The organism is Pseudoxanthomonas sp. USHLN014, from assembly GCF_037153335.1.
GTDB lineage: Bacteria > Pseudomonadota > Gammaproteobacteria > Xanthomonadales > Xanthomonadaceae > Pseudoxanthomonas_A > Pseudoxanthomonas_A winnipegensis.
Window position 1 is genome coordinate 515433 of record NZ_JBBCKO010000002.1, and the last position, 25879, is coordinate 541311.

Here is a 25879-nt window from a genome sequence, read left to right on the forward strand (position 1 = left end):
GTCAGTGCGAGGGCTGCGGCAGCTGCGCGGGTTCGCGCCCGGCGCGGCCAGGCTTGTCGACGCGGGCCAGCGACTGGGCCGGGGTGACCCGCGGCAGGCGCAGGCCGATGGCGACCTCGCCCCCGCGCGACTGCGCGAACACGCTGCCGCCATGCAGCTGGGCCACCGCCTTGACGATGGCCAGGCCCAGGCCGTGGCTCTGGTCGCTGCCGGTGCGCGAGGGATCGGCGCGGTAGAAGCGGTCGAACAGGTGCGCCAGCTTCTCCGGCGGGATCGGCGCGGCCTGGTTGCGCACGGTCACCGTCACCGCGTCCGGCCCCTCGGCGATGTCCACGTCCACCGCGCTGCCGGCCGCGCCATGGCGCAGCGCGTTGTCCAGCAGGTTGGTGATGGCGCGCGCGTACAGCGACTGCTCCACGCAGGCGCGCGCATCGCCCCGGATGCGCAGCTCCAGGCCAGCGTCCTCCATCAGCATTTCCATGAACTCGGCCGCGTGCGTGGTGGCCTCGTTGAGCGAGACCTCGACCAGGTCGCGCGCAGTCTCGCCGCGGTCGGCGCGGGCCAGGAACAGCATCGAGTTGACGATGTTGCGCAGGCGCTCGAGCTCCTCCAGGTTGGACTGCAGCGTGGCCTCCATCTCCTCGGTCGTGCGGGCGCGCGAGAGCGTCACCTGGGTCTCGCCGATCAGATTACCCAGCGGCGTGCGCAGTTCGTGGGCCACGTCGGCGTTGAAGGCGTTGAGCTGTTCGTAGGCGCGCTGCAGCCGGGTCAGGGCCTCGTTGAGCGAGACCACCAGCCCGTCCAGCTCGGTCGGCAGATCGTTGGCGGGCAGGCGCAGGGTGACGTCGCGCACGTCGAGACGGCGGGCGTGCTCGCTCAGCCGGTCCACCGGCGCCAGGCCGCGCCGGGCGATCCACCAGCCCAGCCCGGACACCGCGCCGATGGCGACCACGCACAGCACGACGATGCCCACGGCCTGCAGCCACTCGGCCGCCTCCACGTCGCGCCGGCCGGCGGCGACCATCAGCTGCACCGCCGGGCGCTCGCCCATCGCCGGCAGGGCGTGGGTCAGGGTGATGTAGCGCTGGCCGTTGGGCAGCGAGGCGCTGCCGAAGCCCTCGCCATGCGCATCGAAGCTGGCCCGGTCCAGGAAGCCGTTGCCTACGCGGAAGCGTGCGTCCGCGCTGTCGGCCAGGAAGTACAGGCTGCCGTCCTCGGGCGTGAAGTCGGCCAGCTTCTCGCGGAAGTACGACCAGTGCTCGGCGTCGTTGGCGCGCTGGGCCAGGCGCTCGACCAGCATCAGCCGCGCGCTGAGCTGCTCGCGCTGGTTGCGCTGCAGCTCGTAGGACTGGAACAGGAACAGCGAGACGGCCAGCACCGCCAGCACCACCGTGGCCGCCAGCCCGAACATCAGGGCCAGCCGCGCCGCGATGGAGCGGGTGGTCATGCCACTTCGCCCTCGCGCTGCTCCAGCACGTAGCCCATGCCGCGCACGGTGTGCAGCAGCTTGGTCTCGCCCGGATACTCCAGCTTGGCGCGCAGGCGCTTGATCGCCACTTCCACCACGTTGGTGTTGGTGTCGAAGTTGATGTCCCACACCGTCTCGGTGATCACGGTCTTGGACAGGATCTGCGAGCGGCGGCGCGCCAGCGCGGCCAGCAGCGCGAACTCCTTGGCCGACAGGTTCAGGCGGCGGCCGCGGCGGGTGGCGCGGCGGGCGAGCAGATCGATGTGCAGGTCGCCGACCTGGATCTGGGTGGACTCGTGGGCGCGGCCGCGGCGGGTGATGGCCTGCACGCGGGCGAGCAGCTCGAGGAAGGAGAACGGCTTGATCAGGTAGTCGTCGGCGCCCGCGCCCAGGCCGCGCAGGCGGTCGTCGACCTGGTCGCGCGCGGTGAGCATGATCACCGGCGTGTCGCGCTGGGCGCGCAGGGACTGCATCACCTGCAGGCCGTCCATGCCCGGCAGCATCACGTCCAGCACGATGGCGTCGTAGTCGCCGGTCAGGGCCAGGTGCAGGCCGTCCACGCCGTTGGCGGCGTGATCGACGCTGTAGCCCTGCTCGCCCAAGCCCCGGGTCAGGTAGCCGGCGGTCTTGGGCTCGTCCTCGATGATCAGCAGTTTCATGGCGTCGTGGTAGGTGGCGGGAGCGATGCTCATGCGGCGGTCCTGTCGAAAGGTACGGACCCAGTGTGTCCACCGGGTCCCAACGCCTTCCTGACAGCACGCTGACGATTCTGTCAGCAATTCAAGCAGTGTTGCATGAACCGCGCCGCCGCCCCGGTAGAGCGGAGCTCGCTCCGCTGAGGCTTTCCCGGCGATCCGGCCGATGTAGAGCGGAGCTTGCTCCGCTGAAGCTTTCCCAACGATCCGACCGATGTAGCGCGGAGCTCGTTCCGCCGGGGCTTTCCCAAAGACCCGGCCGAAGTGCAGCGGAGCAAGCTCCGCTCTACAGCTCGTAGCGGAAGCCGAGCAGGTACTGGCGGCCGTACTTGGTGTACTCCTCGGGGAAGAACAGCCCGGTGCCGGTGCTCTCGCTGACCTCGGTGCGGAACGGCTCGTCGGTCAGGTTGTTGACCTGCCCGATCAGGGTCAGGCCCTCCAGCGCGCTGCCCTTGGGGAAGGCGTAGCTGAGCTGGAAGTCCAGCGTGCGCTCGCTGAGCGTGTTGCGGTACTGGCGCTGGCCGAACAGGGCGCTGTACTCGCCGCGGTAGCCGTCGCGGTAGCGCTGGCTCAGCCGCGCCGAGAACCCGTGCTGCTCGTAGTACATCGTGGCGTTGGCCACGATCTTGGACAGGCCCGGGATGGTGTCGGTGCCGGGCGTGTTGTCGTTGGGGTCCGGATCGATCGAGGAGGCGGTGTAGCTGATGTTGAGCTGGGTGCCGAAGCCGGACAGCGCATCGCTGATCATCCCGCCCGACAGCGCGGTGGACAGCTCGGCGCCGCGCATGTAGCCGCCCTTGCCGTTGGCCCAGGTGTTGAAGTTGCCGATGTTGGAGATCGGCTGGGTGCCGTCCGGATCGGGCGTGTAGCCGCTGAAGTCCCAGGTCAGGTTCTGCCGGTAGATGTAGGTCTGCAGGTTCTTGCGGAACAGCGCCAGGCCGACATAGCTGCCCTCGCCGAAGTACTTCTCGAAGGACAGGTCGAAGGCCATCGCCCGGTACGGCTCCAGCCGCGGGTTGCCGCCGCTGCCCGACCAGCGGCCGGCCTCGGCGCCGCTGTCGATCACGCCGGCGCCGGCATCGGCGCTGAGGTAGTTGATCGGCGGGCGCATCATCACCTTGGCCGCCGAGGCGCGGATCAGCCAGCCTTCGCCGAAGTCGAAGATCAGGTTCACGCTGGGCAGGAAGTCGCTGTACTGGGTGCCCAGCGTCAGCGGGGTGATCTGCGAGGTGTTGGAGGCGTTGAAGCCGGTGGAGGACTGGTCGGTGGTGATGTACTGCATGCCCGCATTGCCGCGCACGCGGATGCGGTCGGTCAGGTCCATGTCCAGGTTGGCGCGCACGTAGTAGGTGTTGACCTTCTCCTCGACGGTGAAGTCCTTGCGCTGGTCGTCGTTGGATTCGCTCAGCACCACGTCGTAGTAGCGGTCCATCAGCGCCCACGGATTGAACGTCATGACATCGCCCATGCCGGTGAAGTCCAGCGACACCGGCGCGCCCAGCAGCGAAGGATCGACCCGCTGCGGCACCTCGCCCGGCAGGAAGGCGAAATACACCTCGGCCGACTTCTCCTTGGTGCGCTTGTTGAGGTTGACGCCGACATCGACGCTGCGCACCACGGCGTTGTCCAGCTCGTGGTTGAAGTTGAAGCGGCCGGCCTTGATGGTGTCCTTCTGCCGCGAGTTCTCCAGGCGCCCGTCGTGGTTGTAGTGCTGGGGATCCCACAGATAGACGGCATTGGGATCGGCCATGTCCGGCAGGGCGAACTGCGAATAGCCCGGCGAGGTCTTCAGGTCGAAGTCGATCGACTGGCCGTCCAGGCGCCCGGCGTACAGCTCCAGCGCGGACTGGTCGCGCTTGGCGCGCGAATAGCTCAGGTCGGCGGTGAGCGTGCTGGCCTGGCCGAGCTTGAAGACGTTGTTCCAGCCGACCGAGAACAGTTTGTCCTGGCGCCGGTTGCTGTCGTTGCGCACCAGCGGCTGCACGTTGTTCAAGGTGCCGCTGGTCACCACCGGACGGCCGTCCTTGTCGGTGGTGGCGGCGTTGGAGAAGCTCACGCCCTGCCCGTTCTCGCCGACGAACCACGGGTCGTTGTTCCACATCGTCCCGTGCATCACCTCGTCCTGGTCGAACTTGGAGTAGTACAGGTCCAGGATCGAGTGGAAGCGGTCGTTGGGCTTGAACTCGAACACGCCCATCACGCCATCGCGCTGCAGGTCGCGCGACTTGATCCAGCCCTCGGCGCCTTCCAGCGTGATCGCGTTGGCCGGGCGCCCGGCCTGGGGCGGATCGCCCCAGTCCACGCCGTCCAGGTCCGCCCACCACCACGACTTGTAGTGCTGCTCCTGGAAGGGCGAATTGAGCCGCGCCACGCCCAGGGCCACGCCGATGGTGTCGCCCGCGAACTGGTCCACGTACGAAGCGCTGGCGCGATAGCCGCGCTCCTTGCCATCGTCGCTGAGCTTGCCCAGCGAGTTGTACTCGCCCTGCCCGCCGAACACGATGCGGCGCTCGGACAGGTCCAGCGGGCGGATGGTCTGCAGGTCGACCGTGCCGGACAGGCCCTGGCCGATCAGCGCCGCGTCCGGGGTCTTGTAGACGGTGACCGCGTTGATCAGCTCGGACGGGTACTGGTCGAATTCCACGCCGCGGCTGTCGCCGGTGCTGACCTGTTCGCGCCCGTTGAGCAGGGTGCCGGCGAACTGCTCGGACATGCCGCGGATGTTGATCACCTGGGCGCGGCCGTCCACGCGCTGCGTGGCCAGGCCGGGAAGGCGCGAGAGCGAATCGGCGATGGACACATCGGGCAGCTTGCCCAGGTCCTCGGCCGAGATGGTCTCCACGATCGAGGTCGCTTCGGCCTTCTTCTCCACCGCGTTGGCGATGGCCGCGCGGATGCCGGTGACCTTGACGCTGTCCAGGGTCTTGGCGTCCTGCGTCTGGCTTGCAGGGGCCGGATCGGTCTGCTGGGCCTGCGCCTGCAGCGCCAGCAGCGCCAGGCAACAGGCGCTGGCCAGACGGCGAACGACGGGCATGCGACGGGCGGAGGCGCACGGCCCCCGTGATGGAGTGGACGTCATCTTCATTGCCCTCCCAGGCGTCTGACAGGCGCCGTGATACGGCCATCTGCCAAAGCGTGTCAATCGATTGCACGCCTTGAAGCAATCGATTGCACGCGCGCCACGCCAGAGCGTCGCCGACACACGCCGCGCGATGCGGATCTTGCGCGGCGCAGCATGTCATTGGCGCAGGCTTGAGGCAGGTTGTGGGGCCGTCGATGAGGCCACGCGGCATGAACCGGCAGTCGTTTCGCGCAGGCCTGCCCGGCCTGTTCCTCGCCTTCGCCCTGTGCGCCGGCGCGTCCGAGCAGCCGCCGCGGGTGCAGGCGTGGCTGACCACGCACGATCATCGCCAGGCGCTGGCGCCGATGGCGCCCATCGCGCTGGGCGCGCCGGTGGCGCTGCCGATCGCGATCGAGGTCCAGGCCCAGGCGCCGCGCCAGGCGATGGTCGGCTTCGGTGCCTCGATCACCGATGCCTCCGCGCAGGTGCTGCAGCAGCTGCCGGCGCCCGCGCGCGAGGCGCTGCTGCGCGAGCTGTTCGGCCGCCAGGACGGCGGGCTGGGCCTGGGCTTCACCCGGCTGACCATCGGCGCCTCGGATTTCTCGCGCTATCACTATTCGCTGGACGACACGCCGGGCGATGCGCCCGATCCGCAGCTGGCGCATTTCTCCATTGCGCCCAACCTGGGCGACGTGGTGCCGGTGACGCGCGCGGCGCTGGCGATCAATCCGCAGCTCAAGGTCATGGCCTCGCCGTGGAGCGCGCCGGCGTGGATGAAGTCCAACCGCAGCCTGGTGCGCGGCACGCTCGACCCGGCGGCCTACGACGCGTTCGCCCGCTATCTGCTGCGCTATGTCGACGCCTACGCACAGCAAGGCATCCCGATCTGGGCGCTGACCGTGCAGAACGAGCCGGACTTCGAGCCCAAGGACTATCCCGGCATGCGCCTCAACGCGCCGGCGCGGGCGCGCTTCATCGGCGAGCACCTCGGCCCGCTGCTGGCAGCGCGCGGCCGGGCGGCGCCGCTGCTGTTCGACTGGGATCACAACTGGGACAAGCCCGAGGAACCGCTGGCCGTGCTGGGCGATGCCAAGGCCAACCGATACATCGCCGCGGTGGCCTGGCATTGCTACGGTGGCACGCCGGACGCGCAGTCCAGGGTGCAGCAGGCGTTCCCCGACAAGGACGTCTACCTGACCGAGTGTTCGGGCGGCGACTGGGAACCGCTGCGCAGCGGCGGCCTGACCCTGCAGGCGCGCCGCCTGATCATCGAATCGGTGCGCCACGGCGCGCGCGGCGTGCTGTTCTGGAACCTGGTGCTGGACCAGGACGGCGGCCCGCACGCCGGCGGCTGCGACACCTGCCGCGGCGTGGTCGACGTCGACATCCGCAGCGGCGCGGTCACCCGCACCGACGAGTACTACGCGCTGGCCCATGTCAGCCGCTTCGTGCGGCCCGGCGCGCGACGCGTGGCGTCCAGCGGCGAGGTGGACGGCGTGGACAATGTGGCCTTCGTCAACGCCGACGGTGGGCGCGTGCTGTTGGTCACCAACAGTGCGCAGGCGCCGCGCACGTTCTCGGTGCGCGAGGGCGCGGTCGGCTTCCACGCCACCCTGCCCGCGCGCACCCTGGCGACCTTCACCTGGGCGCCGGCGCGCTAGGGCCTGTCCCCAGCCTCAGCGCAGGTGCGTGTCCAGCCAGTCCAGCACGCGCTGCTGGACGTCGCGACCGGCGGCCTGCTCGGTGAACCAGTGCGGCCCGCGCGGATAGGTCACCATCTCCACCGGCGTGCCATGGAACTTGAGCGCGCGATAGAACATCTGTCCCTGGCTCAGCGGCACGCGCGCGTCGGCCTCGCCGTGCAGGATCAGCACCGGCGCGCTCACCCGGTCCACATAGCGGATCGGCGAATGCGCGTCGTACTCGGCGCGGTGGGTCACCGGGTCGCCGAAGTAGCCCGGCGCGTAGGTCGGCACATCGGTGGTCAAGGCCGCGGCGCCGATGTCGATCACGCCCGCGCCGACGATCGCGGTCTTGAAGCGCCTGGATTGGGTCACCGCCCAGGCCGACATGTAGCCGCCGTAGCTCCAGCCGCCGATGCCTAGGCGCTGCGGGTCGATCACGCCTTCGCGTTCGAGCATGTCCACGCCGTCGAGCAGGTCCTGGAAGTCGGCGCCGCCCCAGTCGTGGCGGGCCAGCTCGGTGAAGGCGCGGCCCTGCCCTTCCGAGCCGCGCGGGTTGGGCAGGAACACGGCATAGCCGCGCGTGGACAGCAGCTGCGCCCAGTCGTGCCAGGAGCCCATCCAGCCCGACCACCAGGCCTCGGCCGGGCCGCCATGCACCTGGACCAGCGTGGGCAGCGGCGTGCCGGCCTTCCAGCCGGGCGGGATGAGCAGCACGCCGGTGATGCGGCGGCCGTCCTTCGAGGACGTCCACGCCAGCTCGCGCACCTGGCCATGCGCCCAGCCGGCGACCTGCGGATTGGTGTCGGTGCGCGCGGTGAGCTTGCCGCCGTCCAGGGTCCACACCTCGGCGGGCTGGGCGTCGCGCAGGCCGATGAAGGCGGTGCGGCCGGTGCGCGCGGTGCTGAAGCTGGGATAGGCGATCTGCGGCGCGGCCAGGGTGCGCCATGCGCCGGTGGCGGCATCGACGCGCAGGAATTCGCCGCGCACGCCGTGCAGCCCCTGCGCGATCAGCGTGCGGCTGTCCTGCCAGCGCGCCAGCCATAGCGTGCCGGGCCAGTCCTCGGCCAGCGCCACGCGCTTGCCGCTGGCCAGTTCGTGCGCGTACACGGTGGCGACCATGCCGTAGGGCGCGATGCGGCCGTACAGCAGCCGGGTCCCGTCGGGCGAGAACTGCAGCGGGAACGCCGAGGCCATCGGCTCCAGCGGCGGGCTGAGCGTGCCATCGGCCAGCGACAGCAGCACCACGCGCGACCGGTACCAGTAGCCGTTCAGCGTGGTGTCGTCGGACACGCGCAGCGCCAGCGTGCGGCCGTCCGGCGCCCAGGCCACGTCCTGCACCTGCAGGTCGGGCGGGCTCAGCACGCGCGCCGTGCCACTGGCCAGGTCCTGCACCCACAGGCGCTTGAACAGGCGGGGATGATCGACCTCGACCGCATCGTCCTTGGCGGCGATGCGCGCCTGCATGGCCGGCGAGGGCGGATCGATCGCCAGATACGCCAGCCGCGTGCCATCGGCCGACAGCGCGAAGCTGGCGACGTCGCTGGCCGCGCGGGTCAGCGCCTGCGCGTGACGGCCTTCGGCATCGACGCGCCAGACCTGCGTGGCCGCGGGCTTGGGCGCCGCCTCGGCGCCGGGCAAGGCACGATCGGACAGGAACAGGAGCTGGCGCCCGTCGGCCGACCACTGCGGGGCGCTGTCGTCGGCCTTGCCGGCGCCGTCCAGCGGACGCGGTGCGGCCTTGCCGGTCGCGGCGATCAGCTGCAGCTGGCGGTGCGCGGGCTTGCCATCGCCCTGCGGCGTGGCCACGCCGTAGGCGATGCGCGCGCCGTCCGGGCTGATCTGCGGATCGCCCACCTGCGCCAGCGCGACGAAGTCGGCCGGCGTCGGCAGATGCGGGGACGCGGGCGTCTGCGCTCCCGCCGACATCGCGCCCATGCCGCAGCACACGGCGAACAGGCAGCTCAACACGATCCGCTTCATGCGGCGCTCTCCTGCGAGGAAGAAACCAGATGGCGGCGCAGCCAGGCCGCGCCCGTGGCCACCGCCGCGCACGCCTGCTCGGACACGGCCATGGCCTCGACGAAACTATGCGGCGCGCCGAGGTAGCGGCGCAGCTCGACCTCGCCACCGGCCTCGCGCAGGCGCTGAGCCATGAGGACGCTCTGCTCGCCCAGCACGTCGCGATCGCCGTAGAGCAGCAGGGCCGGCGGCAGGCCGTGCAGGTCGGCGCGCAGCGGCTGCGCCAGGGGATCGTCGTTGCTCATCGCGTCGGGGCCGAGGTAGCTGGTCCAGAATTCTTCCATCTCGGCCACGGTCAGCAGATCCTCCGGGGTGCCCAAGCGCGCCGCGGCGGCGGAGATCCGCATATCGAAGGCCCCGTAATTGAGCAGCAGGGCCCGCACGCCGGACAAGGCCTGCGCCTGGCGCAGCCGCAGCGCGGTGGCGACGGCCAGATTGCCGCCGGCCGAATCGCCGCCCAGCGCCAGCCGTCCGGCGTCGATGCCCAGCGTCCCTGCCTGCGCGCGCAGCCAGGCCAGCGCGGCCACGCACTGCTGCAGCGCCAGCGGATAGCGATGCTCGGGCGAGAGCGCGTAATCGATCGCCACCACCACCACGCCGGCCTCGTGCGCGTAGGTGCGCAGCAGCCGGTCGTGCGTGTCGATGCTGAACATGCACCAGCCGCCGCCGTGGAGGTAGAACAGGGCCGGTGCGACCTTCGGTGCGGTGGCCGGGCGCAGCACGCGCACGCGGAAGGCCTGGCCTTCGGCTTCCAGCCCATGGTCTTCGACGTGCTGCATCGCCGGGCCGCCCGCGCACCAAGGCGCGCGCACCTGCGCGGCGATCTCGCGTCGCTGCGGCCAGTCCAGCGCGCGGCCTGCGCGCAGGCGCGCGCCCTCACCGCAGACGTCCTCGACGAAGCGGCGCAGCTGCGGGTCCAGCGCATCCAGCGAGGCGCTCATGCGGCGCCTCCGTGTTCGCGCCCGGCGAAGTCGCGCATCCACGCCACCAGCGTGTCCTCGCCGCCGGCGCTCAGCCCGGCCAGGATCTGGGCGAAGTCGTGGCGGGCCTCGTCCTGGCCGAGCTTGAAGGTCGAGTGCCGGGCCACGATGCGGCCGCGCAGCGCGGTCACCCCGAGCGCCAGGCGCGCATAGCGCTCGCCCATCTCCTCCAGTGCCCAGGCGCGCGCGCGCCCGGCTTCCATCTGCGTGACCAGGGCGTCGAGTTCGGCTGCGATGTCCTGCGGCGCGTCGCTTAAGGTGACCTCCAGCTGGAACACCGCTGCGGCGTAGTTCCAGGTCGGCGCCTGGGTGCGATCGTCCAGCCAGCTCGGCGAGACGTAGGCCTGCGGGCCCAGCACCAGCGCGGTGGCCTGCGGATCGCGCGCCAGGCGCGCGACGTGCGGATTGCGCCTGGCCAGGTGGCCCATCAGGCCGATCAGTTCGCCGGCCTCGTCCAGCTGCGCGCGCAGCGGCAGCGGGCTGAAGCAGGCATCCTCGCCGCCGGCCGACACCAGCCAGGCCAGCGGCTGGGTGGCGAGCAGGCGCAGCAGGTCGTTGCTGTCGCGCGCGGCGAAGCGGCTGTCGCGGGCATGTCCCATCAGTGTGTGTCCTTGCCGGATTCAGAAGCGGCCACCGACACCGGCGGCCAGCGGTCACGCCAGGGCGCGGCCGATTCGAGCTGCAGGGCCAGGGCCAGCAGCAGCGATTCCTGGCCGCGATCGGCGGCGAACTGCATGCCGATCGGCAGGCCGTCCTCGCCGTGGCCCAGCGGCAGGCTGATGGCCGGCGTACCGGCCAGGTTCTGCAGCGGCGTGTAGCCCATCCAGTCGAACATGCCGCCGAACACCGCGGCGAAATCGCCGTCCGGCGCGAAGCTGCCGATCAGCGGCGGCGGCGCGCGCAGGGTCGGCGTCAGCAGCACGTCGTAGCGCGCGTGGAAGGCCTTGAACGCGGCCGGCAGCGCGGCCAGCACCGCATAGGCGCGCTCCAGCTCGGCCACGCCGCAGTGAGCGCGGTTCCAGTCGGACAGGCCGACGGTGAACGGCTCCAGCGCCGCGCGCGCGCCGGCCGCGCCGAAGGCGATCTCGGCCAGGTCCAGCGCATCGGCGCCCAGGTGCGACCACAGCGTCATCGCCGCCTCGAACACCTGCGCGCCGCACAGCGGCAGCGAGGCGAGCTCGACCCGATGTCCCAGCGACTCGCACAGCGCCGCCGCCTGCGCCAGCGCCGCGGCCACCTGCGCATCGGGCGCCACGCCCTGCAGCGTCTCGGCCGCCAGCGCGATGCGCAGCGGACGCGTCAGCGGCGCGGTGACCGGCGCCGGGCGATCCGGATGCAGCGCCGCGAAGGCCCAGGCGCTGTCGCGCACACTGCGCGACATCAGGCTGTCGGCGACGATCAGGTCCTCGATCGGATGGCGCGCCCGCACGCGCACCGTGGTCCCGCGGCCGGGCTTGAGGCCCACCACCCCGCAGGCCGAGGCGGGGATGCGGATCGAACCGGCGCCGTCGCTGCCGTGCGCCAGCGGCACCACGCCCGCGGCCAGCGCCGCGCCGGCGCCGCCGCTGGAGCCGCCGGGCGAATAAGCCTGCGACCACGGATTGCGCGTGACCGGGCCGAGCAGCGATTCGGTCACGCCCATCAGGCCGAACTCCGGCATCGCGCTCTTGCCCAGCGCGACCAGGCCCGCGTCGGCGCAACGTTGCGCGAACGCGTGCTGGTCGCTGGCCGGCACGCCGGTGCGGCTGCGCGAACCGCCGCGGGTCGGCATGCCGATCACGCGCAGCGAGTCCTTGGGCAGCCACGGCACGCCGCGCATCGGCGCGTCGGCGTCGGGACGCGACAGCGCGGCGGCCTGCGCCAGCGCGCGCGCGAAGTCGGTGTGGCTCAGCGCGCCCAGCGCCGGCTCGAAGTGCCGCGCGCGGGCGATCGCGGCGGCGGTCAGTTCGGCCGGCGACAGCTCGCCGCGCGCCAGCAGCGCGGCCTGGTCGTGCGCGTCGAGGCGTCCCAGCGACAAGGCCTGGGACAGGGACACAGAGGGCAAGGACATCAGGATTCCGTTGGCTGCGCGGCGGCATACGCCAGGCGCCGCCCGCGGCGCTGGCCATAGAAGACGTAGACGAGCGCGCCGGCCAGGACATAGCCGGCCAGGATCAGCGCGGCCAGCGGATCGCCGCGGCGCACCTGCTGGACCATGTCGCCCAGCACCGGCGCCATCATGGTCAGGCACAGCACGATGCCCAGCACCGGCACGGTGCCGATCCAGGCCTTGCCGATCCACACCCCGCCCAGCGGCACGCGGAAGCCGCCGCGCAGCTCCGGCCGGGCCGAACGCAGCCACATCACCGCGATGCACACCACGATGAAGGCCGAGGCGATGCCTAAGCAGATCAGGTCGCCGAGCACGCCGATCGGCAGCAGCGCCGCCAGCACCGCGGCGATCACGCCGAAGGTCAGATTGCCCAGCCACGGCGTGCGCCGGGTGCGATGCACGTGCGCGAACAGCCCCGGCAGCAGCCCGTCGCGACCGATGTTCACCGCCACGCGCGACACGCCATAGCCGTTGGCCAGCAGCACCGAGCCCAGGCCGGTGAGCGCGCCGATCTTGATCAGCACCGCGAACCACGGCCAGCCCATACGATCCACCGCCAGCGCGACCGGATCGGGCACGCCCAGCTCGCGGAACGGCACGATCCCGGTCAGCACCGCGCCGGCGGCGACGTACAGCAGCGTGCACACCACCAGCGAGCCGAGGATGCCGAAGGGCACATCGCGGCGCGGGTTGCGCGTCTCCGAGGCCGCCATCGACACGGTCTCGAAGCCCAGATAGGCGAAGAACAGCATCGCCGCCGCGCGCAGCACGCCCGGCCAACCGTAGGCGAAGCCGCCTTCGTTGGCCGGCAGGAACGGCTGCCAGTGCGCGCTGTCCACGTAGCGCGCCCCGACCGCGATGAAGGACACCAGCACGCCCACCTTGATGACCACCAGCACCGCATTGACCAGCGCCGACTGGCTGACCCCGGCGATCAGCACGCAGGCCGCCGCCAGCACCGCCAGCGCGGCCACCAGGTTGAGGCCGCCGCTGTTCGCCAGCACGGTATGGCCGTCCTGCTGCAGCGCGGTGATGGTGGAGGTGGCCAGCCACGCCGGCACGTGCACGCCGATATCGCCGAGCAGGCTGGTGAGATACCCCGCGAAGCCCGCCGCCACCGCCGAGGCCGACAGCACGTATTCCAGGATCACCATCCAGCCCAGTGCCCACGCGCAGCCCTCGCCCAGGGTCACGTAGCAATAGCTGTAGGCCGAGCCGGACACCGGGATCACCGAGGACAGCTCGGCATAGCACAGCCCGGTGAAACCGCAGGCCAGCGCGGCCAGCACGAAGGACAGCAGCACCGCCGGCCCGGCGAAGCTGGCCGCGGCCTCGCCGGTCATCACATAGATGCCGGCGCCGAGGATGTTGGCGATGCCGAGGATCAGCAGACTGCCGGCGCCGAGCTTGCGCTGCAGGCCGGCGCGTTCGGTGTCGGCCACCACCACGTCGATCGACTTGCGGTGCAGGGCTTGGCGCCAACGGTCCAGCGGGCGGGAGGCATCAGCCATGGCGGGGATCCTGGGGGTCATGGGACGTGCGTGCACCGGCGCGCCCATCGAAGGCGAAGCAGGCGGACACGAGGTGGAAGCTCAGGCGGCGCATCGATGCGATCCGGGCCGATGCGCCGCAGCACGGCGCCGCATCGACCCGCCGGCGGCTCAGTACTTCCAGTGCACCGTCATGCCGACGGTGCGCGGCCGCACGATGCCCTGGCCGATGCCGTTGACCTCGGCCACCTCGCGGGTGATGCCGCGCTTGTCGGTCAGGTTGGTGCTCCACAGGCTGACCTCGGTGCCGCCGAAGGTCATGCTGTAGCGCAGATCGAACAGGTTGTAGTTGCCCTGCACGTTGGGCGTCATCCCCGGCACGGCCGAGTTGAGATCGCTGATGCCCTTGGACAGGTACTGGTGCGACAGCGACAGGGTTGGGTCGTAGGCCGCATCGAAGTGGTAGCGCAGCGTGTTGTTGATCGACCAGTCGGCCGAGCCCGGCAGCTGCGAGCCGGCCGGCGCGGTGCCGTAGTAGAGGATGAACAGATCCTGGTCCAGACGCGCGTGCTGCCACGTCACGCTGCCGGCCCATTCGAACTGGTCGGTCGGTCGCCACTGGGTGGACAGCTCGATGCCGCGGCTATAGGCCTTGCCGCCGTTGGCCGCGTAGTTGTAGAAGTCCGGCGTCTGCAGGCGCAGCTGGATGTCCTTCCAGTCCACGTAGAAGGCGGTGGCGTCGAGCAGGAGGCGGCCGCCGGCCCAGCTGGTGCGCGTGCCCAGCTCGTAATTGACCAGGCTGTCGGACTTGGAGCCGGAGGGAATCGGATAGGCGCTCAACCCGCTGGTATTGGGCGTGCCGAAGCGGAAACCCTCCGAGACCAGGCCGTAGAACATGACCGTCTCGTTGGGCGTGTAGGACAGCGCGACCTTGGGGTTGAAGCCGTCCTCCTTGGTCTGCGACGGGGTGACGATCGGATTGCCCGGATAGGTGGAGAAGCCGACCTGGGTCGAGCGCGCGTCGACCTTGGTGCGGAACAGGCGGCCGCCGAGGGTGAGCTTCCACTCCGGGGTGAAGGAGAACGACCCTTCGCCGAACAGCGCCGCCTCCGAGCCCGACAGGTGGGTGTAGTACGCATTGAAGATGCGGCCGTCCGGCGCGATCACCGCGCCGGCGCCCGGGCCGTACAGCGAGGACTGGTCGAAGGCCGCGGCCGCGCCGTCGGCGCCGATGGTCTCGTACAGATCCTTGCTGGTGTCGAAGTACATGCCGCCGACCAGCCATTCGAAGCGGTCGCCCTTGTCCGAGGCCAGGCGCACCTCGAGGCTCTTGCCGGTGCTCTCGCCGCCCGAATAGATCGACAGCGGGCTGGTCAGGTCCAGATCCAGATCGGCGTTGTAGGCGCCGCGGATGGGCGTGTAGTCGAAGCGCCAGTCCTGCTGCTTCTTCTGGTAGGCCAGCAGCGCGGTCAGGGTCATGCCGTCCAGGTCCTGGTCCAGGCGCAGGCTGTGCACAGCGACCTTGGTGTTGGTGTATTCGGGCACCGCGGTCTTGCGGGTCAGGTCGGCCAGGCCCTTGATCTGGTAGGCGTTGTCGTCCGAGTCGGTGTTCTGCAGCAGGCTCAGCCACGACAGCGTGGTACCTTGCGCCGGGGTCAGCACCGCGGAGAAGCGCCCGCCGGCCAGCGTGGTGGTGTTGGCGCCCTGCTTGCCGGTGCCGATGTTGTCCAGGTAGCCCGGGTCGTCGCGGTACTGGGCCACGGCGCGGAACGCCAGCAGGTCCTGCTTGACCGGCACGTTGACCATCGCCTTGGCGCCGAAGCCGACATCGGCGTTCCTGGTCTGGCTGACGGTGGCCTCGGCCGCCGCGTCGAAGCCGCTCGTGTCGGCCAAGTTGGCGATGTAGTTGATCGCGCCGCCCATCGAGGCCGAGCCGAACAGCGTGCCCTGCGGGCCGCGCAGCACCTCGACGCGGTTGAGGTCGAAGGTGTCGATGTCGGGCACCACGATGGTCCAGCCCGGCTCGGTCAGCGGCACCTCGTTGAGGAAGAAGCCGGTGGTGGCCTGGCCCTGCACGTTGCCCGCGCTGGTGGCGATGCCGCGCATCACCACCTGCGACACGCCCGGCTGATAGCTGTTGAACACCACGCCGGGCGTGCGCTGGATGTAGTCGGACAGGCTCTGCGCGCCCAGCGCGTCCAGTTCGGCGGCGGTGACGGCGCTGACCGAGCCGGCGATCTCGCGCACCGATTCGTTGCGCTTGCCGGCGGTGACGACGACGGTGTTGAGGTCCTTGGTCTGCGGCGCGGCCGCGCTGTCGCCGTCCTGGGCGAAGGCCGGCGCGGCGCCGGAGGCGGCGATGCCGAGCAGACAGGCGGCGCGCACGGCGCGGGAGAGAGCGGTGATCGGCAACGACTTCATGGCGGACGGTCCCCTTTGGACGGTTGGCGGGTTGGCGGAACCTCCGATGTCCCCCTGATGGCCAGCGCGACCTCCCCATCGCCTGGCAGCGAACTCCTGCTCGGGATCAGTAGTAGGTGAAATCCCAAACCGCGTCCAGCAGAAACCACGGGAGCGCTGACGCCCTCAATCGATTGATCTAGAAAGGAATTAATTCAGCACACGCCGCAGGAACGGCGGGTTACCATCGGCAATAACGCAGGATCTGCAGTCCCGGCCCGCCAATTGCGCACATCGTGCAGCGCGGCGCTTGGCCCCAACGCCCCAAGAAGCCCGCCATGTCAGCCAAAGCGCCCGATCGCACCGACCTGAAGATCCTCGACGTCCTGCAGCAGGATGCACGGATCACCAACCAGGCCCTGGCCGACCGGGTGGCGCTGTCGCCCAGCGCCTGCCTGGCGCGGGTGCGGGCGCTGGAGCAGCGCGGCCTGATCCGCAGCTACCGCGCCCACGTGGCCGTGGACCGGATCCGCTCGGCGACCATCGTGCTGGCGCAGGTCACCTTCAAGCAGCACGCCCTGGACGAGTTCACCGAGTTCGACCGCCGCATCCTGGACATGCCCGAGGTGGTCGAGGCCAGCCGCGTCTCCGGCTCGTACGACTACCTGCTGCGCGTGATCGTGCACGACGTGCACCACTGGAAGGACATCGCGCGCGGCCTGCTGGGCGGCGACTACGGCGTGGAGAAGATCGTCTCCCACTTCCTGATGGACGAGGTCAAGCCGTTCTCCGGCTACCCGCTGACGCGCGACGCACCGCGCGGCTGACTCACACCGATCAGGTGCCGCCGAACAGGCTAAAAAGCAGCCCTGCCAGCGAGGCGAGCCATGAAATGCCCACGTAGAACCGCAGCTCCCTCGCCGTGAGCGTCCAGGCGAACCAGTCCAGCGTCACCAGAGCTCGCCATCCCTCCAGCGTGTCCGCGCCGTCCAGGAACACGACCCAGAAGCAGAAGACCGAATAGAGCGCAAAAAAGAGGATGGCCATGGCGTCGCGAGTCCCTGTGCGTAATGGGGCATCGCCCCTGCGGCATCCTGCCACAGGATTCGCCGACACCTCGCCGGCAATCAATCAGCGGTAGGCGCGTCTTCGTCCTGCGCATCGCCCGCGTCCATCCACATCGCACCCCAGACGTGGCCATCCGGGTCGCAGAAATCGCGGCCGTACATGGTGCCGTGGTCCTCGACCGGATTGATGTCGGTCGTGCCGCCATGACGGCCGGCCGCCTCGGCCATCGCATCCACCTCCTGGCGCGAGGCGCAGGAGATGTTCAACGCCACCTCGCTCGAGGTGCTCGGCGGGATCGGCCGCGTGGTGAACGTCGCCCAGCGCGCATGGGTCAGCAGCATCACGCTGATGGCCTCGCTCCACTCCATCAGCGCCGCCGTGGGATCGGCGAACTTCGCACTGGGCGTGAAACCGACGGCCGTGTAGAACGCCCTGGACGCCTCCAGATCGGCGACGGGCAGGCTGATGGTGATGGTCTTGGTCACACCTAGCTCCAGGGGTCCGGGAACGGATTGGCCGGGCAGCCGACCATAGCGCGTCGGCTTGGCGACGCGTCAGGTCCCGACGCAGAACGAAACGACGGATTCGTAGAGCGCCGCAGGGCCGACCGACGCATGCCGCCACTGCGCATGAGCGCCCTCGGCGGCCAGACGCCTGCCGACGGCGAAAGCCACGGGCTGATAGGCCTCCCACGCGGGCTGCCAGCGCGTGTGACCCGTCCGCATCCGATGCTCGGTCACCAGCGCAACGACAACCTGTTCGAGCGCGGGAATCCGCGGCGCATGCACCGCACAGGGGATCTCACGCATGAAGCCGTCGTCCTGCAGCAGGCGGGTGGCGCCAGCTGCCGGATCCCTCGCCGCGAAGTGGACGTTGCCGAGCTGCATCATGCGCAGCGCCCCCGCGCACATCGGACACGGCTCCACCGTCACGAAGAGCCAGGCCGCGCGCCGATCCAGCGTCGCCGGGACACCGGCGAAGGCCTCCATCTCGGCGTGCGCCAAACGGTGGCTCGAGATCGCGTTGCCACCCCTGGAAACGATCGTGCCAGCCCCGTCCGTGACCACCGCGCCAATCGGCGCAGCGTCCCGCCTGAGGTACGAATCCACGGCAAGGGCAAACGCCTCTTGCCAGGCGATGGGCAGCGATGACCAGCTTGACTTCATTTGCGCCCCACGCTTTCAGCTAAGGCGACTCGCGCCGCAGCAGCTTCGGATTGAATGCATTGTCAGGCCGCTGCCAGTTGTGGCAAGCCGAACGTGACGAGCAGCCATGCCACCAGTGCCCACGCGCCAAAGGTAATAGCCGCCGCGACCTTGTGGTACGTGACGTGCTCAGTAAGCGCGGACCGCCTTTGCGCCGCCTGTGCCAGCCTAAGTTGCCAGGCGATCACGACAAATGCGAGAAGAGCGATCGTTGATGCGCACAGAAGGACCGGATGAGCGCTTGGCAGGAACCCACGTATGTACCCGCCGTGGTTGGGCACTGCGGCTTCCCAGCCCGTGGGAATCGCGGCGCCCGTTGCCCGAACGGCGTCCGCTGGCTGCGACGCCACGAAGGCGACAACGAGATAGAAGCTGGCGAACAGCGGAGCCGCTAGCAGGACTTCAAGCACATAGACCCAGGGAAACGGTAGACGATTGAACATGGTGCGAAGGATTTCACTAGCGGCCTGACGCCGAGAGTAAGCCAAGCTGCGAAGCAGATTCAGCTTGATTGAATTGCCAGCGCCCACGCCGCCTGATCTAAGCACGCTCAGGGGAATGAGTCCTTGTGGCCAAGTCTGCTTGGACCGCAGCTACGTATCGAGCCTAATCTGGGTCAGCGCCGCGGGCATGCGCCCGTGCCCACTCTCGCGATCTGGAAAAATTAGGAGCACCGGAGCAAGCGCCGCAAGAAGCGAGAGTTACCGCAATGAATCCAGCTATTGTTGAGCTACTCATAAGAAAGCCCCCTGCCCATTTCTCCATGGTTTGGACAAATTGCTGTGCGTGCTACCCCGCCCCATAGGTCTGAAGCATATGCGACTCGAAGGCTGGCGAACCAGTCACCTCCCAGAACGAGGAGTCCACGGCTCGCCGCTCAAACACGCGCTCACCTCCAGCCAAGCCGACAAAGTGGCCATCTATCGTTTGATGGATATCGCGATACATGTCTCGAAAGGCCGGGTCCGACATCGACAGGCCTCCGGCGGTGCGGTTCTCGATCTCAAGGGCGTTACCGCCCACGCATTGATCAACAACCACCAGCCAGGTTTCTGGCTTCGCGAACCGATCGACGGCGCCAAAGAAGCTTGCCATGTCGAAGAGTTCGCCGTTCTTTCCGTGCTGCCTGATGATGACCATACGCGCCTCATATCTTTCGGCAATGCCCTGAAGGGCGTCGACCATTCGTTGCTAGGGCCACACCAGCTGCACATGCTCCTTTCCACGATCGTCCAGCACGTACGACCTGACGTGCACCTGACGATTTTCGGCAAGATACACTTCGGTACGCATCTGAGAGATAGCGCCCACATCAATCTGATGCCGCAGGAGATGCTTTGGCAATGCTTCGCGATAGTGCTTCAACGACTCCTTGATGCGGGCGGTCAACCCAGGCAGATCATCCGGAGGCGTCGGGATCCAAGTAATCGTTATCTTCTCGCCTCGCCGATCTCGGGCAAGCTGGTACATGTCTTTGAAAACGAAGTCATTGAACACATAGTTGGTGCCACTCATGAATGAGTGGGTCCAGTTATGTGCCATGGCGCCGATGAGCTTGTACTTCATGAAAGATGATCTCAGCGCGAGTGCTGACCGACGTAAGCTTTTCTAGGACTCGATCACTAGCGTGATCTCACGCTCTGCGCCGAGGATAGAACGCAAGTCTGCGTCGAGCTTCGAAAGAGCGACACGTGTGTCTGGCTTGCCGAAGAGGCGCTTGAAAAACGAAACTTCTGCGGCAGCGAAGCAGTGCCAAATAATATCGCCATCGCTTGAGCAGCTAGCTGCTGAGTCTTCAGCGGTGCCACAACCAACCCACAATAAGAAAGGGTCGCGAGAAAGCATGAGACAGCGCCCCCAGTCCTCTGTGATCACCGGCTCTACGCTGTAACCGCGAGACTCAAGTTGCGCTTTAAGCCAAATGGCCAGTTGACGTCCGTAACAGCCAGGATTGGTTTCCTCGTCTTCTCCTGGCTCGACCACGAACAGGCTTGAGGTGAACCGATACCCGTTCATGTCGTCATATCGCCTCAATCTGTCGGCGGCCCCTCCCCGCCTTGAATGAAATGATCGTATAGCTCAGCGCTTTACATCAAGCCACGCAGCGAAGCGGCATCACGCTGGATGCGCTGCCAGATCTCAAGCCGAACACTGCAGCGCAAGGTGGAGATCCCTTACGGTCGCCCAGGTCTTGGTATCCACGGTACCAGTCGCCGTGACCTTATAGCTTCCGCAATCGCTGTTGTCGGGCAGCGGATTGAGCTCGCAGGTGCCGCTGTAAGTGAACTTGCTCGCCTTACCGCGCGACAGCGTTTCTGCTGTGCAAGGCCCCAGCACTTTGACGAACACTTCGTTGGTGGCCTTGATGTGGCGTATGAGAGCCGCGTCGTCCTGGGTGAGATCGGCGCCGCTTGCTGCGCTCGAGAACGCGGCGCAAGCCAGCAGGCCTGCGATGAAGACTTGACGGGCTTTCATGAGGGCCGACACCGCGTGGACTCCGTCCGGAGCATCGCGGCGATTGTTCGTCTGGGAAGATGGACCCGTCAAGATCATTTCCGCCCTGCAAGCATGATTCTTCTCGCCTCGTCGGGAAAAAAAATGCATGTAGTCGCGAATATGCCTGCCGCGTCCGCATATGGCTTATGCAACAAAGCGCAGGCATCGCGGGACAAGGACGGCCATCGCTCGTCAAGGCGCGTCGGTCGGCCCGACGACCGGCGTGCGGATCAAGCTGAGCCTGGGCGAGGACCGGCCTGCGCAGCTCCGGCGATGACACTTTTGATCCAATCCTGGTAATGGCTCAGGCGCACGTTGCAGGTGATTTGGCCATACCGCCCTGGCGTCCTGATGCCGCTCTGCGGGTCCGACCATGAGGTCAGTCCGGCCAGTCGCCAGTTGTTCCCGGCCTGGAGCAGGACCGGACCGCCGCTGTCGCCGCTTCCGGAGCCGCCCTCGAGCGGCAGCGCTGCCGATGGCGGATCGAACATGTAGCAGAGCCAGCGGCCATCGGCGCTGGTGACCTTGTTGTAGGCGCGACGAAGCGCGGTGCGATGCGGGCTGCTGAATGCGTAGCCCTTGATCCCGTCGCCCGTGGCGCCGGCGCCCAGGATCTTGATGGTCTGGCCGAACTCGTCCTCGCCTTCGTTGAGCGCGACGGGCGTGACGTCGGTAACCGGGCGCGCCAGCTTGATCAGTGCGATGTCATCGGAGGAGGAGAGCACCACGCGGAACAGCGTCCAGTCCCAGGTCGCCAGCGCCTGGTCGAGCAACGCCTGCGACGGCTTCCTGTAACCAGGATGGACCACGAGGCGGTCGACGTCCCTGGGCATCCCGTTCAACGTCACCTGCTTGATCTCGGTCTGCCACATGACCGCATGGGCGGCGGTCACCACCCATTGCGGCGCGATCAGGACGCCATGTCCTTCGCCAGGCAGGTCGACCAGGGCGGGGAACTCCGACACCGCGACGCGATACTTCGCATCGGCCACATCGTCTCGTATGACGATCGCGCCCGCGCCGAAGGGCACGGCGAGTAGTACGAGCAGCAGTATCCGGCGCATGGCGTGGTTCCTTATTGGTGGTCTCATCCGCTTCTTTTCCTGGTCCTGTCCCGGACGACAAAGAGCGCCGCGGCAATCAGATACGCGAGCGCCGCGGCCAGCACGAGGGCGCCGTCTCCGAAAAACCACAGCTCGCCCCGCCCGCCGCGGGCAAGCGTGAGGGCCAGCGGCGCAGCGGCCCACAGGAACAGGGCGACGACCGACGCGGCGATTGCGGTCAGCGTCCAGAACAGCGCCCGGCGCAGCAAGCGCCAGCGATACGCGCGCTCCCTCATGACCAAGGCAGCGGACTCAGTGAAGCCGCACGACCGGTGCCACCAGGACCGCCCACAGCGCCAGCACCGCCAGGAAGTTCACGATGAACACCAGCCCGCGCAGGCGCAGGTTGGGGATGAAGATCTGCACGAGGCTGTGCAGCACGCGCCCGGCGACGAACAGCCAGGCCAGGCCGACCACCAAAGGCCCCGTCGTACCCTGCATCAGCAGCAGCACACAGGCGACATGGAAGAACAGCGGCCATTCGAACTGGTTGGAGAGGTTGGCGCTGATGCGCGGCTCCAGCTGCGCGAAGGGGTTGCCGCCGTCGCGCGCGCGGCCGATGCCCCACACGGCCGGTGCGCGCGCCACAGTCAGGGCGACGTAGAGCAGGGCGGCCAGTGCGACATGCGCAGCCATCGGCGGGATCAGCGTGGATGTCATTGGCGATGCGTCCTTGTCCTGGGGCGGTCGTGCGGCGCGGCCGGTTTGCGCTAGGACTTCGGCTGCGCCGCCGCCCACTCCTGCGCCTGCTGCATCACGCGCAGGACGTTACCACTCCAGATATCGGCGATCTGCTGTTCGCTATAGCCCTTGCGCAGCAGCCAGGCGGTGATCTTCGGCAGGTCGGCGACATCCTCCATGCCGGGCAGCCCGCCGCCGCCGTCCCAGTCCATGCCGATGCCCACGTGCTCGGGGCCGATCAGCTTGAGCACGTGGTCCAGATGGGCGAAGAAGTCGTCCAGCGTGGCGTGCCTGACCGGGTACTTGGCATCCAGCGCCTTCAGGTCGGCGGCCAGGCGCACGCCGTCGGCCGTCCTCATGCCCGCCTCGCCGCCGTACTTGTCCTGCAGCGCCTGTTCGGCGGCCTTGCGCTCGGGCGTGGCGCCGGTGTCGATCAGATAGCCCTGGTAGGAGTTCATCTGGATCACGCCACCGTGCGCGGCCAGCACCTTCAGGCGCGCATCGTCGATGTTGCGCGGATGGTCGTGCACGGCGCGCGCGCCGCTGTGCGAGAGCAGGATGGGCACCGGCGAGAGCGCGATCAGCTGGTCGAACACCTCGTCCGAGGCATGCGACTGGTCGATGACGATGCCGAGCCTCTGCGCGGCCTGCACCAGCTGCCGGCCCGCCGGGCTCAGGCCATGCCACTCGGGCCCCTTGGGGTCGGTGGCCGAGTCGGCGAACTCGTTGTTGATGAAGTGCACCGTGCTCATCAGGCGCAGGCCCTGGCCGTAATAGAACGACAGCAGCGTAGGGTCGGCCGCCAGCGGGCTGGCGTTCTCCATGCTGATGTAGACCACGCGCTTGCCCTGCGCCTTGATGCGCGCCGCGTCGGCCGGGGTGGTCGCTTCGGCGAACTGCTGCGGGTGCGCGGCCAGCATCTCGCGGATCTGCGACAGGCGCTTGAGGCCGGCGTCGCGGTCTTCCAGGTGCGCCTTGGCGCTGCGATCGCCCTGCTCGGTATAGATGGCCCAGAAGCCGCCGTCCAGCGCACCGGCCTGCATGCGCGGCAGGTCCACCTGCGAGAGCGCGTTGTCCGGATGCCCGACGAGGATGTCGAAGTCCGGCCGCGGGAAGTTGGTCGGCGTGTCCAGGTGCGAATCCAGCGTCAGCAGCCTGCTCTGCAGCGCCTTCGCGCGCGCCAGCTCCTGCGGGCTGAACTCGATGGCGTGTGCGGCCGACAGCGGCAGCAGGGAGAGCAGGCAGGCGGACAGCAGCGATGAGCGGGCCATGGCAGAGGTGCGTTGCGGCGGAAGCGGCCAACGCTAGCAGCGTCGCGCTGGACGAACCAGCGCGACGTGGGGATCACGGCTTGGCGTGCGCCGGTGCCGGCGCCGATTCCGAGGCAGGTACCGATGCCGCACCGGCTGCGGTGGGCAGCTGCGTCTGCATCCAGTCCAGCACGCGCTGCAGGATGTCGCGGCGCAGCGCTTGCTCCTGCGGCCAATGCGTGGTGCGCGGGTACAGCGTCAGCTCGGCAGGGGTGCCGTTGAAGCGCAGCGCACGGTAGAACGCCTCGCCCTGGAAGGTCGGCACGCGCTCGTCGGCCTGGCCGTGCAGCACCAGCACCGGCACGTGAACGTCGTTGGCCGCGCGCAGCGGCGAGCGCGCATCCAGCAGCGCGCGGCGATCGAGCGGGTTGCCGTCGAAGTAGCCGGGCAGGAAGTCCAGCACATCGGTGGTCAGGGCCATGGTGTACAGGTCGGTCACGCCGGCGCCGACGATCGCGGTGCGGAAGCGGTCGCTGTGGCCCACCGCCCACGCCGCCAGGTAGCCGCCGTAGCTCCAGCCGCCGATCGCCAGGCGCTGCGGGTCGGCGATGCCCTGCGCGACCGCCAGGTCCACACCATCGAGCACGTCCTGGAAGTCGCCGCCGCCCCAGTCGCTGCGGATCGCCTCGGTGAACGCCGCCCCCTGCCCTTCCGAACCGCGCGGGTTGGGCAGCAGCACCGCGTAACCATGCGAGGCCAGCATCTGCGCCCAGTCGTGCCAGGAGCCCAGCCAGCCCGACCACCAGGCCCAGGCCGGGCCACCGTGGATCTGCACCAGCGTCGGCAGCGGGCCGTCGGCCGGGGTCCAGCCCGGGGGCAGCACGACCTCGCCATGGACCGTGCGGCCGTCATGCGTGTTGTGCCAGGTCAGGGTCTGCAGGCGGCCCAGCGACCAGCCGGCCACCTGCGGATTGGTGTCGGTCAGCGCGCGGGCGCGCCGGCCGCGCAGCAGCCAGACCTCGGACGGCTGATGGGTGCCCTGGCCGAGGAACGCCACGGTGCCGTCGTGGGCCAGGCTGAAGGCCTGCCAGGGCGCCTGCACCTGCGCCAGCGGCTTCCAACGGCCATCGCAGGCGCCGGCCTGGAGAAACTGCGCGTCCATGCCCTGCAGGCCCTGCACCACCACGGTGTGCGCATCGCGCCAGCGTCCGCCCCACGGCGTGCCCGGCCAGCCGGGCGCGACCTCGCAGACGCGGTCGTCGGCCAGCGTGCGCACGATCAGCCGATAGGCCATCTTCGAGGCCGATTGCTCGCGGTAGAGCAGGCGCGTGCCGTCGGGCGACCACTGCGCCGCCTCGCCGCCGACGGTACCGGGCAGGGTCTTGAGCAGGCGGCCATCGCCGGCATCGACGATCACCAGCCGCGCGCGGTTCCAGTGCTCGTTCAAGCCCGGCCGGTCGGCCACCCGCAGCGCCAGGCGCCGGCCGTCGGGCGCCCACGACAGTGCCGAGACCTCCTGCTGCGGGGGGCTGACCGCCACCGGCGCGCCGTCGGGCAGGCGCTTGACCCAGGCCTGGTTGAATTCGCGCGGGTGGTCCACCTCGATCGCGTCGTCGCCGGCCTTGGTGCGCGCCTTCTGCTGCGCCGACGGCGCCTGGCGCGCCAGCCAGGCGATGGACTGGCCGTCGGGCGACCAGGCGAAGTCGGAAAGCCCGCCGGGCGCATCGCTGAGCCGCTGCGCCGCCGCACCCGGCGCATCGACGACCCAGAGCTGCTGCTTCGGCGCGTCGTCCTCGCCCTCGGCCTTGTCGGCGGACGGCGTCGCCACTGGCGCCGGCGCCGCACCCGGCGGCTTGCGATCGGACAGGAAGGCCAGCCGGCGCCCGTCCGGCGACCAGCGCGGGTGGTTCTCGCTGGCCGCCTCCGGCGCGTCCACCTGCCACGACGGCGCGCCGTCGACCCCGACCACCCGCACGCGGTCCTTGGGCGGCTTGCGCGCAGGCCCCGGGGTGGCCACCACATAGGCCACCGCCTTGCCGTCCGGGGCGATCTGCGGGTCGTCGACCTCCTTCAGCGCCACCACGTCGGCCGGCATGATCGGCCGCCCGGACTGGGCGGCGGCCACCGGCACCGCCGCCAGCAGCGCCAGGCAGGCCGCGGCCCGCCACGCCATCGCGGTGGACATG

Annotated in this window: 24 protein-coding genes; 2 read left to right on the plus strand and 22 right to left on the minus strand. The window is 69.2% G+C overall.

Translation table 11 applies throughout. The features are described from left to right. Position 1 precedes the first annotated feature (1 nt). The 3 genes from WFQ05_RS06185 to WFQ05_RS06195 all read right to left on the minus strand — a co-directional run bounded on the left by WFQ05_RS06185 (position 2) and on the right by WFQ05_RS06195 (position 5197). The gene (locus WFQ05_RS06185; RefSeq protein WP_130524062.1) at positions 2 to 1447 is read right to left on the minus strand and encodes a heavy metal sensor histidine kinase; all 1446 of its coding nucleotides are present in this window, start codon (positions 1445 to 1447) and stop codon (positions 2 to 4) included. Beyond that, positions 1444 to 2127: a heavy metal response regulator transcription factor gene (locus WFQ05_RS06190; protein ID WP_130520616.1), complete on the minus strand. Its 684-nt coding sequence runs from the start codon at positions 2125 to 2127 to the stop codon at positions 1444 to 1446. The genes WFQ05_RS06185 and WFQ05_RS06190 overlap by 4 nt, the downstream gene beginning before the upstream one ends. A 322-nt stretch (positions 2128 to 2449) precedes the next feature. Continuing rightward, positions 2450 to 5197: a TonB-dependent receptor gene (locus WFQ05_RS06195; RefSeq protein WP_337053107.1), complete on the minus strand. Its 2748-nt coding sequence runs from the start codon at positions 5195 to 5197 to the stop codon at positions 2450 to 2452. 257 nt (positions 5198 to 5454) lie between these two features. On the opposite strand from WFQ05_RS06195, the gene WFQ05_RS06200 reads away from it, so the two are divergent. Beyond that, entirely contained in the window at positions 5455 to 6885 is a 1431-nt protein-coding gene (locus WFQ05_RS06200) for a glycoside hydrolase family 30 beta sandwich domain-containing protein (protein ID WP_337053108.1), read from the plus strand. A 15-nt stretch (positions 6886 to 6900) separates the two neighbouring features. Here WFQ05_RS06200 and WFQ05_RS06205 read toward each other — a convergent pair whose 3' ends face one another. The 6 genes from WFQ05_RS06205 to WFQ05_RS06230 all read right to left on the minus strand — a co-directional run bounded on the left by WFQ05_RS06205 (position 6901) and on the right by WFQ05_RS06230 (position 15911). Beyond that, positions 6901 to 8889 (minus strand): S9 family peptidase, encoded by a 1989-nt coding sequence (locus tag WFQ05_RS06205; RefSeq protein ID WP_337053109.1) that lies wholly within the window; start codon positions 8887 to 8889, stop codon positions 6901 to 6903. Further along, complete coding sequence (locus WFQ05_RS06210) at positions 8886 to 9869, minus strand: alpha/beta hydrolase (RefSeq protein ID WP_337053110.1); 984 nt, start codon at positions 9867 to 9869, stop codon at positions 8886 to 8888. The genes WFQ05_RS06205 and WFQ05_RS06210 overlap by 4 nt, the downstream gene beginning before the upstream one ends. Further along, entirely contained in the window at positions 9866 to 10507 is a 642-nt protein-coding gene (locus WFQ05_RS06215) for an FMN-binding negative transcriptional regulator (RefSeq protein ID WP_337053111.1), read from the minus strand. The genes WFQ05_RS06210 and WFQ05_RS06215 overlap by 4 nt, the downstream gene beginning before the upstream one ends. Beyond that, the gene (locus WFQ05_RS06220; protein WP_337053112.1) at positions 10507 to 11958 is read right to left on the minus strand and encodes an amidase family protein; all 1452 of its coding nucleotides are present in this window, start codon (positions 11956 to 11958) and stop codon (positions 10507 to 10509) included. The genes WFQ05_RS06215 and WFQ05_RS06220 overlap by 1 nt, the downstream gene beginning before the upstream one ends. Then, positions 11958 to 13511 (minus strand): amino acid permease, encoded by a 1554-nt coding sequence (locus WFQ05_RS06225; RefSeq protein ID WP_337053113.1) that lies wholly within the window; start codon positions 13509 to 13511, stop codon positions 11958 to 11960. The genes WFQ05_RS06220 and WFQ05_RS06225 overlap by 1 nt, the downstream gene beginning before the upstream one ends. A gap of 150 nt (positions 13512 to 13661) precedes the next feature. Beyond that, positions 13662 to 15911 (minus strand): TonB-dependent receptor, encoded by a 2250-nt coding sequence (locus tag WFQ05_RS06230; protein WP_337053114.1) that lies wholly within the window; start codon positions 15909 to 15911, stop codon positions 13662 to 13664. 317 nt (positions 15912 to 16228) lie between these two features. On the opposite strand from WFQ05_RS06230, the gene WFQ05_RS06235 reads away from it, so the two are divergent. After that, the gene (locus tag WFQ05_RS06235; RefSeq protein WP_130520497.1) at positions 16229 to 16717 is read left to right on the plus strand and encodes an Lrp/AsnC family transcriptional regulator; all 489 of its coding nucleotides are present in this window, start codon (positions 16229 to 16231) and stop codon (positions 16715 to 16717) included. A 10-nt stretch (positions 16718 to 16727) separates the two neighbouring features. Here the strand turns inward: WFQ05_RS06235 and WFQ05_RS06240 are convergent, their stop codons facing one another. The 13 genes from WFQ05_RS06240 to WFQ05_RS06300 form a co-directional block, all read right to left on the minus strand. Beyond that, positions 16728 to 16937 carry a hypothetical protein gene (locus WFQ05_RS06240; RefSeq protein ID WP_131660505.1) on the minus strand — a complete coding sequence of 70 codons (210 nt, stop codon included), beginning with the start codon at positions 16935 to 16937 and terminating at the stop codon, positions 16728 to 16730. 80 nt (positions 16938 to 17017) lie between these two features. Beyond that, positions 17018 to 17443 (minus strand): VOC family protein, encoded by a 426-nt coding sequence (locus WFQ05_RS06245; protein WP_337053115.1) that lies wholly within the window; start codon positions 17441 to 17443, stop codon positions 17018 to 17020. Between the two features lie 69 nt (positions 17444 to 17512). After that, entirely contained in the window at positions 17513 to 18124 is a 612-nt protein-coding gene (locus tag WFQ05_RS06250; RefSeq protein ID WP_337053116.1) for a nucleoside deaminase, read from the minus strand. A gap of 62 nt (positions 18125 to 18186) precedes the next feature. Next, complete coding sequence (locus WFQ05_RS06255; RefSeq protein WP_337053117.1) at positions 18187 to 18606, minus strand: hypothetical protein; 420 nt, start codon at positions 18604 to 18606, stop codon at positions 18187 to 18189. A 346-nt stretch (positions 18607 to 18952) separates the two neighbouring features. After that, on the minus strand, positions 18953 to 19348 hold the full coding sequence (locus WFQ05_RS06260; RefSeq protein ID WP_337053118.1) for a hypothetical protein: 396 nt from the start codon (positions 19346 to 19348) through the stop codon (positions 18953 to 18955). 6 nt (positions 19349 to 19354) lie between these two features. After that, complete coding sequence (locus tag WFQ05_RS06265) at positions 19355 to 19729, minus strand: hypothetical protein (RefSeq protein ID WP_131660500.1); 375 nt, start codon at positions 19727 to 19729, stop codon at positions 19355 to 19357. 42 nt (positions 19730 to 19771) lie between these two features. Continuing rightward, a complete protein-coding gene (locus tag WFQ05_RS06270) occupies positions 19772 to 20179 on the minus strand; it encodes a hypothetical protein (RefSeq protein ID WP_337053119.1) in 408 nt (135 codons plus the stop codon). A gap of 123 nt (positions 20180 to 20302) precedes the next feature. Next, on the minus strand, positions 20303 to 20650 hold the full coding sequence (locus WFQ05_RS06275) for a hypothetical protein (RefSeq protein ID WP_337053120.1): 348 nt from the start codon (positions 20648 to 20650) through the stop codon (positions 20303 to 20305). Positions 20651 to 20889: 239 nt separating this feature from the next. After that, positions 20890 to 21723, minus strand: coding sequence for a trypsin-like serine protease (locus tag WFQ05_RS06280; RefSeq protein WP_337053121.1), 834 nt, complete (start codon positions 21721 to 21723; stop codon positions 20890 to 20892). Positions 21724 to 21746: 23 nt separating this feature from the next. Beyond that, a complete protein-coding gene (locus WFQ05_RS06285) occupies positions 21747 to 21998 on the minus strand; it encodes a hypothetical protein (RefSeq protein ID WP_337053122.1) in 252 nt (83 codons plus the stop codon). Positions 21999 to 22014: 16 nt separating this feature from the next. After that, entirely contained in the window at positions 22015 to 22422 is a 408-nt protein-coding gene (locus tag WFQ05_RS06290; protein ID WP_337053123.1) for an MAPEG family protein, read from the minus strand. A 50-nt stretch (positions 22423 to 22472) separates the two neighbouring features. Beyond that, a complete protein-coding gene (locus WFQ05_RS06295) occupies positions 22473 to 23714 on the minus strand; it encodes a dipeptidase (protein WP_337053124.1) in 1242 nt (413 codons plus the stop codon). Positions 23715 to 23787: 73 nt separating this feature from the next. Further along, on the minus strand, positions 23788 to 25878 hold the full coding sequence (locus tag WFQ05_RS06300; RefSeq protein ID WP_337053125.1) for a S9 family peptidase: 2091 nt from the start codon (positions 25876 to 25878) through the stop codon (positions 23788 to 23790). Position 25879 lies beyond the last annotated feature (1 nt).